This is a genomic window from Alcanivorax sp. HI0044, from assembly GCF_001634945.1.
The window spans coordinates 1-852 of record NZ_LWEZ01001425.1; the positions used below are offsets into that span (position 1 = coordinate 1).

General features: G+C 53.9%; 2 pseudogenes. One reads left to right on the top strand and one right to left on the bottom strand.

Annotated elements, in window-relative coordinates:
- Positions 1 to 181 (top strand): annotated as a pseudogene (locus A3730_RS21075) (IS256 family transposase); the annotation flags it as partial.
- Between the two features lie 325 nt (positions 182 to 506).
- Here the strand turns inward: A3730_RS21075 and A3730_RS32785 are convergent.
- Positions 507 to 852: pseudogene (locus tag A3730_RS32785) on the bottom strand (IS4 family transposase); the annotation flags it as partial.

An 852-nucleotide genomic window follows, 5' to 3' on the forward strand; every position in this document is an offset into this window, starting at 1 on the left:
CCGCAAGCTGACAAAGACCAAGGGTGGCTTCGCCAGTGAGAACGCCTTACTGAAGCTGCTCTATGCCGGTATACTCAAGGCATCCGAGCGCTGGACCCACCCGGTGCAGAACTGGAATCTGACGCTGTCACAGATGGCCATCCACTTCCCCGAGCGCCTGGACAAATACATCAGCCTGTGAGGCTGCTGGCTGTGACACAGAGTTTTGAACACCCTCTGGCGTCGGTCTAGAACACGAGAGAACACGAGGGCCAGGTCTTGCCCCGCGAGGACGAACAACAGGACACCCATCAATTAGCAAATCTCTCACGCGCCTGATGGCCATTATCTGATGGCTGCCTGTCTATAAGGACAGTATGGTTTAAGTCATGGATCAGCATGGAGGCGACCATGACACGAGCGCGTTATCAGCAGATTTCCCTTGAGGAAACGCCGTATTACCACTGTATTTGCCGTTGTGTGCGAATGGAAGATCCGGGGTCAGACCTGAATGGCACTTACTTAAGTCAAAGTCTTTCCTGTTGCTGACCTGACCGGTTCCACTCCCGTTGTTTCGGAGGATGACCATTCTTTCGTATGTCGGCTTGTGCCTCATGCCTGGGTCGCGTCAGCAGTGGCGTGGGCTTTGACCGTCTTTTCACCGCTCTCGGCTCAACTCTTCCCGGACGGTTGCCCACGCATCGCAGTGCAATAAGCACCAAGAGTTCCACTAAATCTGCTTGCGAATAACCCGATGCCAGACGGCAACTCCATGCATTCCAAATCTGTAATGCATGCTTGAAGCTCAATGCTCGCGGGAGCACATCCGATAACGCTGCGGATTGCGCCATGAGAATGCGTATCAGGTTATAC